Here is a 7,244-nt window from a genome sequence, read left to right on the forward strand (position 1 = left end):
CCTGCCGGAGCGCTTCGGCCTGGAGTACACCGCCGCCGACGGGTCCCGGCAGCGGCCGGTGATGCTGCACCGGGCGCTGTTCGGGTCCATCGAGCGGTTCTTCGGCGTGCTGACCGAGCACTACGCCGGCGCCTTCCCGGCCTGGCTGGCCCCGGTCCAGGTGGTCGGCATCCCGATCACCGACGAGCAGGTGCCGTACCTGACCGACGTCGCCCTGCAGCTGCGTCAGCGCGGCATCCGGGTGGAGGTCGACGACTCCGACGACCGGATGCAGAAGAAGATCCGCACCGCCAGCAAGCAGAAGGTGCCCTTCGTGCTGATCGCCGGGGCCACCGACGCCGAGGCCGGGGCGGTCTCGTTCCGCTACCGGGACGGCTCGCAGCGCAACGGCGTCCCGGTCGCCGAGGCGGTGGCCCAGGTCGCCGCCTGGGTCGAGGGGCGGCACAACACCGACCCGACCGCGGAGACCCCGATGGTGGCCGGATGAGCGAGGACATGGGCGGGGACGTGAACGAGGGGGCGGCTGCCTACCGGGTGCCGGTGCGCAACGACGACGACGGACCGACGTCCGGCTTCGAGCACCTGTGGACGCCCTACCGGATGGCCTACATCCGCGGGGAGAACAAGCCGAGCGGCGACCACGACTGCCCGTTCTGCCTGATCCCGGCGATGTCGGACGAGGACGGGCTGATCGTGGCCCGGGGCGAGACGGTGTTCGCCGTCCTCAACCTCTACCCGTACAACGCCGGCCACCTGATGGTCGTGCCGTACCGGCACGTCCCCGACTACACCGACCTGACCATCGCCGAGGTCGCCGAGCTCGGCGCCTTCACCCAGACGGCGATGCGCGTGGTGCGGTCGGTCAGCGGCGCGCACGGCTTCAACGTCGGCATGAACCAGGGGTCGGTGGCCGGCGCCGGGATCGCCGACCACCTGCACCAGCACGCCGTGCCGCGCTGGGGCGGGGACACCAACTTCATGCCGGTGATCGGGCTGACCCGGGTGCTGCCGCAGGTGCTGGCCGAGACGCGCGCCCTGCTGGCCGGTGCCTGGCCGGACGCAGGTCAGCCGACCGGTCCCGCACCGCACCCGACGGTGGCCTGAGTGCTCGGCGTCAACCTGCGGCCGGCCGTCGCCCGGTTCTGGGCGCCGGTGGTCCGGGGCCTGGTCCGGGCCGGGGTCACCGCCGACGCGGTCACCCTCACCGGCACCCTCGGCGCGGTGGTCTCCGCGGTCTTCCTGATCGGGAACGGCCAGCTCTTCTGGGGCGCGCTGGCCGTCACCGTCTTCGTGCTGCTGGACATGCTCGACGGCGCCCTGGCCCGGGCCCGCGGGGGCGGTTCGGTGTTCGGCGCGGTGCTGGACTCCACCGGCGACCGGGCCGCCGACGCCGCCATCTTCGGGGGGCTGGTCTGGTGGTACTCCGGGGCGGGGGACAACCGGCTGCTGGTGCTGCTCGCCCTGCTGTGCCTGGTGCTCGGGGTGCTCACCTCCTACGTCAAAGCCCGCGCCGAGGGCGTCGGGCTGTCGGCCGACGTCGGCGTCGTCGAGCGCACCGAGCGGCTGATCCTGGTGTTGGTCGGCACCGGCTTCACCGGCCTGGGCATCCCGTACGCGGTCCACGTCGCCCTCTGGGTGCTGCTGGCCGGCAGCGCGGTGACGGTCGCGCAGCGCTTCGCGGCGGTCCGCCGGGAGTCCCGCGGCCTGCAGCTGCCGACGTCCTCGCCCGACGAGGCGTCCGGGCGCCCCACGCCGTGAGCCGCCGCGCCGACCTGCTCGCCCGGCTCACCGACGCCGGGTACGCAGCCGGCTGGCGGGCCGTCCGGCTGCTGCCCGAGCCGGTGGCCCGGGCCGGCTCCGCCGCGGCAGGCGCGCTCGCCGTGCGCCGGGGCGGGCGGGGCGCCCAGCAGCTGCGGTCGAACCTGGACGTCGTCACCGACGGCAGCCTCGACGACGCCGCGCTCGACGCCCTCACCCGGCGGGCGATGCAGTCCTACGCCCGGTACTGGCAGGAGACCTTCCGCCTTCCGACGCTCTCCACCGAGCGGATCCTCGCCGGTTCGGTCATGCGCGGCCGGGAACACCTGGAGCGCGCCCGCGCGGAGGGCCGCGGCATCGTCCTGGCCCTGCCGCACAGCGGGAACTGGGACGCCGCAGGGGTGTGGCTCATCGCCTGGCTCGGCGGCCCCTTCCTGACCGTCGCCGAGCGGCTGCGGCCGGAGTCGCTGTACCGCCGGTTCGTCGCCTTCCGGGAACGGCTGGGCATGCGGGTCGTGCCGCTCACCGGCGGTGAGCGCCCCAGCTCGACGGTGCTGCGGGAGTGGCTGGCCGACGGCGGGACCGCATGCCTGCTGATGGACCGCGACCTCTCCGGCAGCGGTGTGCCGGTCACCTTCTTCGGCCGCCGGACGACGATGCCCGGGGGCCCGGCGCTGGTCGCGGCCCAGACCGGGGCCACCCTGCTGCCCGCCGTCTGCCAGTTCGACGGCACGGGGTGGCAGTTCGTCGTCCACCCGCCGGTCCCGCTGGACCGGCCCGGTCGGCTGCGGGACCGGGTGACCTGGGCGACCCAGCAGGTCGCCGACGCCTTCGCCACGACCATCGCCGAGCGCCCCGAGGACTGGCACGTGCTCGGTCGGGTCTGGCCCGAGGTGGGTCCCGAGGGGCGCGCGCCCGCCCTCCCAGCCGTGTCCGCGCCGCCAGCGGAGGTGGGCTGATGCGGATCGGCCTGGTCTGCCCCTACTCGTGGGACGTCCCCGGCGGCGTCCAGTACCACGTGCGCGACCTGGCGGAGACGCTGCGCGCCCTCGGCCACTCCGTGGAGGTCCTCACCCCGGCCGAGCACGAGGAGAACCTGCCGGCCGAGCACGTCACCTGGGCCGGCCGGGCGGTGCCCGTCCCGTACAACGGCTCGATGGCCAGCGTCTCCTTCGGCCCGGTCGCGGCGGCCCGGGCCCGGCGCTGGCTGCGGGAGGGGCACTTCGACGTCGTCCACGTGCACGAGCCGGCGTCGGTCTCGCTCTCCCTGCTCGTCTGCGTGATCGCCGACGGCCCGCTCGTGGCCACCTTCCACGCGGCGACCACCCGGTCCAAGGTGCTGGCCGCGCTGGGCCCGGTGGCCCGCCCGTGGCTGGAGCGGATCAGCGGCCGGATCGCGGTCTCCGACTTCGCCCGCCGCGTCCAGGTGGAGCACCTGGGCGGGGACGCGGTGGTCATCCCGAACGGGGTGCACGTGGCGGCCTTCGCCGACGGGCCGACGCTGCCCGGCCATGCCCGGGGCACCGATGCCCCGACGATCGGCTTCCTCGGCCGCTACGACGAGCCGCGCAAGGGCCTGCCGGTGCTGCTGGAGGCGATGCGGACGGTGGTCGCCGAGCACCCGCGGGCCCGCCTGCTCATCGCCGGCCGCGGCGACCCCGACGAGCTGGACGAGCTGGTGGCCGACGAGCTGCGCCCGCACGTCACGGTGCTCGGGGAGCTGGACGAGTCGGCCAAGGCGGCCCTCCTCCGCTCGGTCGACGTCTACTGCGCCCCGAACCTGCTGGGGGAGTCCTTCGGCGTGATCCTGCTGGAGGCGATGGGGGCCGGCGCACCGGTGGTCGCCAGCGACCTGGACGCCTTCGCCCGGGTCCTGGAGGACGGCACCGCCGGTGTGCTGGTCAAGCGCGGGGACGCCGCCGCGCTGGGCGCGGCGCTCGGTGGCCTGCTGGCCGACCCGGCCCGCCGGGCCGAGCTGCAGGCAGCCGGCCGGCGGGCCGTGGCCGACTACGACTGGGCGGTGGTCGCCCGGCGGATCCTCGCCGTCTACGAGACCGTCGCCCCGCCGGGTGGCACCGGGGTCACCGCCTCCGCCGCCGACGACGACGCGCTGCTGGGGAACGTGCCCGACGCCACCGGCGGACTCGGGCCGTCGGGGCCCTTCCGCAGGCGGGCGCGCCGCTAGCCTCGGATCCCATGACCACCGCGACCGGGCTGCTCCTCGCCGCCGGTCTGCTGGTGGTCCTGGTGCTCGGCTGGGCCGGCTGGACGCTCACCCGGCTGCGCCGGCTGGCCGGGCGGGTCCGCCGGGCGCGGGAGGTGCTCGACGCCGGTCTGCTGCGGCGGGCCGAGCTGGCGGCAGCGCTGGCCCGGGAGCACGCCGAGGACCTCGGTCCCGAGCTCGCCGCCGCCCTGGCCACCGCGGCGGCCGGGGCCCGGGCGCCGTCGGCCGGGGACCGGGAGGCCGCCGAGAACCTGCTGGGCCGGTGGCTCCGCCGGGTCCCCACCGGGGTGCTGCCCCCGGAACTGCAGGACGCCGGCATGCGGGTGGGGCTGGCCCGGCGGTTCTACAACGACGCCGTCCGGGACACCCGGACGTTGCGCCGGGGCCGGCTGGCCCGGGTGCTGCGGCTGCACGCCGACCGGCCGCTGCCCCGGTACTTCGACATCGACGACGGCCTGGACGCAGTGCTCACCGGCACCGCGCGGTCCGCCGGCTGACCCGCCGTACGCTGGGACGTCCCCTCCCGCCGGTCCCCGGCCCGACGACCTGCGAGGCAGCAGCGTGTCCCTGAACCACAGTGAGCCCACCGGCACCGGCACCGAACGCGTCAAGCGCGGGATGGCCGAGCAGCTGAAGGGCGGCGTCATCATGGACGTCGTCACCCCCGAGCAGGCCAAGATCGCGGAGGACGCCGGCGCGGTCGCGGTGATGGCCCTGGAGCGGGTGCCCGCCGACATCCGCGTCGAGGGCGGCATCGCCCGGATGAGCGACCCCGACATGATCGAGGGGATCATCGGCGCGGTCTCCATCCCGGTGATGGCCAAGGCCCGGATCGGCCACTTCGTCGAGGCCCAGGTGCTGCAGGCGCTCGGCGTCGACTACGTCGACGAGTCCGAGGTGCTCACCCCGGCCGACGAGGCCCACCACATCGTCAAGAGCGCGTTCACCGTGCCCTTCGTCTGCGGCGCCACCGACCTGGGCGAGGCGCTGCGGCGGATCTCCGAGGGCGCGGCGATGATCCGCTCCAAGGGCGAGGCCGGCACCGGCAACGTGGTCGAGGCCACCCGGCACATGCGGGCGATCCGGGCCGGCATCAAGCGGCTGGCGACGCTGGACGAGACCGAGCTGTTCGTCGCCGCCAAGGAGCTGCGTGCCCCGTACGACCTGGTGGTCGAGGTCGCCCGCACCGGCGCGCTGCCCGTCGTCCTGTTCACCGCCGGCGGCATCGCCACCCCGGCGGACGCGGCGATGATGATGCAGCTGGGCGCCCAGGGCGTCTTCGTCGGCTCGGGCATCTTCAAGTCCGGTGACCCGGCCCAGCGCGCTGCCGCGATCGTGCAGGCCACCACCTTCTTCGACGACCCGTCGGTGATCGCCAAGGTCTCCCGCGGGCTCGGTGAGGCCATGGTCGGCATCAACGTGAGCACGCTGCCGGAGAGCGAGCAGTACGCCAAGCGCGGCTGGTGACCCCGCCGACGATTGGGGTGCTCGCGCTGCAGGGCGACGTCCGCGAGCACCTCGCCGCCCTGCGGGCCACCGGGGCCCGGGCGCGGCCGGTGCGCCGGCCCGGTGAGCTGGCCGAGGTCGACGGGCTGGTCCTGCCGGGTGGGGAGTCCACCACGATGGGCAAGCTCGCCGAGCGGTTCGGCATGCTGCAGCCGTTGCGGGACGCCGTCCGCGCCGGGCTCCCCGCCTACGGGTCGTGCGCCGGGATGATCCTGCTGGCCGACACGGTGCTGGACGCCCCGGCCGACCAGGTGACCATCGGCGGTCTGGACGTGACGGTGCGCCGCAACGCCTTCGGCCGGCAGGTCGACTCCTTCGAGACCGCGGTGCAGCTGGCCGGGGTCCCGGGGCCGCCGGTGCACGCCGTCTTCATCCGGGCGCCGTGGGTCGAGGCGGCCGGCCCGGACGTCGAGGTGCTCGGCCGGGTGGAGGGTGGACCGGCCGACGGTAAGATCGTCGCCGTCCGTCAGGGCCGGCTGGTGGCCACCAGCTTCCACCCCGAGCTGACCGGCGACAGCCGGGTGCACGCGCTGTTCGTGGAGCTGGTGCGGGAGGCGACGGCGATGAGGGCACGAGACCATGCGAGCAGTGCTGGCGCCGGAGCGGACGCGGGCAGTGAGGGGAGAACGGCGTGAGCGGGCATTCCAAGTGGGCGACGACCAAGCACAAGAAGGCCGGCATCGATGCCAAGCGCGGCAAGCTCTTCGCCAAGCTGATCAAGAACATCGAGGTCGCCGCGCGCACCGGTGGCGCTGACCTGTCGGGCAACCCGACGCTCTACGACGCCGTGCAGAAGGCGAAGAAGAGCTCGGTGCCCAACGACAACATCGACCGCGCGGTCAAGCGCGGCGGTGGCCTCGAGGCCGGTGGGGTCGACTACCAGGGCATCACCTACGAGGGCTACGCCGCCGGCGGCGTCGCCGTGCTGATCGAGTGCCTCACCGACAACAAGAACCGGTCGGCGATGGAGGTGCGCACCGCGATGACCCGCAACGGGGGCAACATGGCCGACCCCGGCTCGGTCTCCTACCTGTTCTCCCGCAAGGGCGTCGTCGTGGTCCCCGCGACCGGCACCACCGAGGACGACGTGCTGATGGCCGTGCTGGACGCCGGCGCCGAGGAGGTCCGCGACCTGGGCGACACCTTCGAGGTGGTCTGCGAGCCCTCCGACCTGGTCGCCGTGCGCACCGCCCTGCAGGACGCCGGGATCGACTACGACTCCGCGGACATGGGCTTCCTGCCCAGCGTGCAGGTCGAGCTGGACGCCGACGGTGCGGGCAAGGTCTTCCGGCTCATCGACGCCCTCGAGGACCTCGACGACGTGCAGAACGTGTACGCGAACTACGACGTCTCCGACGAGGTCATGGAGTCCATCGACGCTTAGGCCCCCTCCGGTCGTGGCCTGAGCTCGCGAAGGGCTCGTGGGAGGGGGTCCTTCCGCCTGCTGCCCCCACCACTCGCAGGCTCGTGGCGGGACCCTGCAGCGGGGCCGTTCCAGCGCGTCACCAGCGTGTCGGAGGTGGGTGCGTTCGACCTCGGCGGTTAGCGTGGTTCGAACAGGTGTTCGCGTCGGCTGGTGGAGGTCCTCATGCGGGTGCTCGGCATCGACCCGGGGCTCACCCGGTGCGGCTGGGGCGTGGTCGAGGGGCGCCCCGGTGCCCGGCCGGTGGCCCTGGGGGTCGGCGTCGTCCGCACCTCGCCCGACCTCGACCTGGAACTGCGTCTGCTGGAGGTGCACACCGCCGTGACCGCGCTG

Annotated in this window: 10 protein-coding genes; all 10 read left to right on the top strand. The window is 74.5% G+C overall.

What is annotated here, in order from left to right:
* Positions 1-487, top strand: a 487-nt coding sequence (locus G5C62_RS24110) for a His/Gly/Thr/Pro-type tRNA ligase C-terminal domain-containing protein (protein ID WP_241176105.1), incomplete at its 5' end; no start/stop codon positions are given.
* Complete coding sequence (locus G5C62_RS24115; RefSeq protein ID WP_241176106.1) at positions 484-1,104, top strand: HIT domain-containing protein; 621 nt, start codon at positions 484-486, stop codon at positions 1,102-1,104. The genes G5C62_RS24110 and G5C62_RS24115, both read left to right, overlap by 4 nt.
* Positions 1,105-1,758, top strand: a complete 654-nt coding sequence (pgsA, locus tag G5C62_RS24120; protein ID WP_036334223.1) for a phosphatidylinositol phosphate synthase — start codon at positions 1,105-1,107, stop codon at positions 1,756-1,758.
* A complete protein-coding gene (locus tag G5C62_RS24125) occupies positions 1,755-2,717 on the top strand; it encodes a phosphatidylinositol mannoside acyltransferase (RefSeq protein ID WP_164703006.1) in 963 nt (320 codons plus the stop codon). Before pgsA ends, G5C62_RS24125 begins: the two co-directional genes overlap by 4 nt.
* On the top strand, positions 2,717-3,943 hold the full coding sequence (locus G5C62_RS24130; RefSeq protein ID WP_164703007.1) for a glycosyltransferase family 4 protein: 1,227 nt from the start codon (positions 2,717-2,719) through the stop codon (positions 3,941-3,943). The genes G5C62_RS24125 and G5C62_RS24130 overlap by 1 nt, the downstream gene beginning before the upstream one ends.
* 11 nt (positions 3,944-3,954) lie before the next feature.
* Positions 3,955-4,479, top strand: a complete 525-nt coding sequence (locus tag G5C62_RS24135; protein WP_164703008.1) for a hypothetical protein — start codon at positions 3,955-3,957, stop codon at positions 4,477-4,479.
* Between the two features lie 70 nt (positions 4,480-4,549).
* Complete coding sequence (gene pdxS / locus G5C62_RS24140; RefSeq protein WP_277424821.1) at positions 4,550-5,449, top strand: pyridoxal 5'-phosphate synthase lyase subunit PdxS; 900 nt, start codon at positions 4,550-4,552, stop codon at positions 5,447-5,449.
* Complete coding sequence (gene pdxT, locus G5C62_RS24145; RefSeq protein WP_036334216.1) at positions 5,446-6,123, top strand: pyridoxal 5'-phosphate synthase glutaminase subunit PdxT; 678 nt, start codon at positions 5,446-5,448, stop codon at positions 6,121-6,123. Before pdxS ends, pdxT begins: the two co-directional genes overlap by 4 nt.
* Positions 6,120-6,872: a YebC/PmpR family DNA-binding transcriptional regulator gene (locus tag G5C62_RS24150; RefSeq protein WP_164703010.1), complete on the top strand. Its 753-nt coding sequence runs from the start codon at positions 6,120-6,122 to the stop codon at positions 6,870-6,872. The genes pdxT and G5C62_RS24150 overlap by 4 nt, the downstream gene beginning before the upstream one ends.
* Positions 6,873-7,064: 192 nt before the next feature.
* On the top strand, positions 7,065-7,244 hold a 180-nt coding region (locus tag G5C62_RS24155; protein ID WP_241176107.1), incomplete at its 3' end, for a crossover junction endodeoxyribonuclease RuvC.

Source organism: Modestobacter sp. KNN46-3, from assembly GCF_011039295.1.